This window comes from Streptomyces sp. NPDC002130 (assembly GCF_040296465.1).
Classification (GTDB): Bacteria; Actinomycetota; Actinomycetes; order Streptomycetales; family Streptomycetaceae; genus Streptomyces.
Genome location: NZ_JBEOXI010001299.1, coordinates 1 through 1,017, shown reverse-complemented (window position 1 = coordinate 1,017; position 1,017 = coordinate 1). Strand labels below are relative to the sequence as shown.

At 62.4% G+C, this 1,017-nt stretch carries 1 protein-coding gene; it reads left to right on the top strand.

The annotated features are described in order from the left end of the window. Positions 1 to 1,017, top strand: a 1,017-nt coding sequence (locus ABT116_RS50440) for a sensor histidine kinase (protein ID WP_351648599.1), incomplete at both ends; no start/stop codon positions are given.

Here is a 1,017-nt window from a genome sequence, read left to right as displayed (position 1 = left end):
CGAAATTCTGAGGCTCTTCGGCCGTTTCATCGGTGCCGGCTATGTCTGCTATCTGATATTGCTTGCCCCTGCGATTGCAGAAGCCACCACGATGTCTGCGTCGTGGTGGACTCCACTGGCGGTGGTCGCGACTTTCGGCAGTGGGCTGGCGCTGGGAGCATCGACGTTCCACGCCGACACCCGATGGGTGAAACGAACTGCGAGCGCAAATGCGGTTCTCTACGTCGTGGTCATCCTCCTGTGGTGGCCGGCGTGGAATGGTGACCACGTCACAGATTTCACCTTGTGGATTTCCAATTTCCCCGGCGTCGCCAGCCTTGCGGCAGCTGCGGCTTGGCGACCGGCCGCTGCCGTCGTGCACCTTTTCCTGGCGGCAACGCTCGCACAGTTGACCAATCACATAATCCGGACGAGTCCTACGACGCACCTGCTTGTTCCCGACCTCGCCTTCGCCTGGACATTTTGCGCGGTTTTCGTCGCAGCAGCCGTCATGGCCTTGCGCACCGGCCGAGTACTGGACGCGACCATCGCCACCACTCATGCCGCTGCCGCCGGTGCCGCCGCGGCCGAGGCCAAGTCCGTCGAACGCGAGAGATTCGACGCACTGATCCATGACACCGTGATGTCCACTCTGCTCGCTGCTTCGAGAAACGATGCCGATCCCTCGGTCATCGCTCAGGCGCGACGGACTGTCGAAAGGCTTGACGAACTCCGCTCCGGAACCGATCACGAGACGATTCTCGACTTCGACGGAATCCTCGCTCAGTTGCGTTCAGCTGCTTCGGAAGTAGATGAAAGCGTCGCGTTCGAGACTGCCATCTCGAGCGGGTCCGATCCGAGCGGATACGCACCCGACTCGATTCGTGCGATAGCCGGTGCGATGGCCGAGGCGCTGCGCAACAGCGTCAAACACGCCGGAAGCAGTGCACGGCGTTCGCCCGACGGCAGCCGCTACCACGACAGCTACTTCGACACCTACCCCGGCGTGTGGCGGCACGGCGACTGGATCACCCTCAC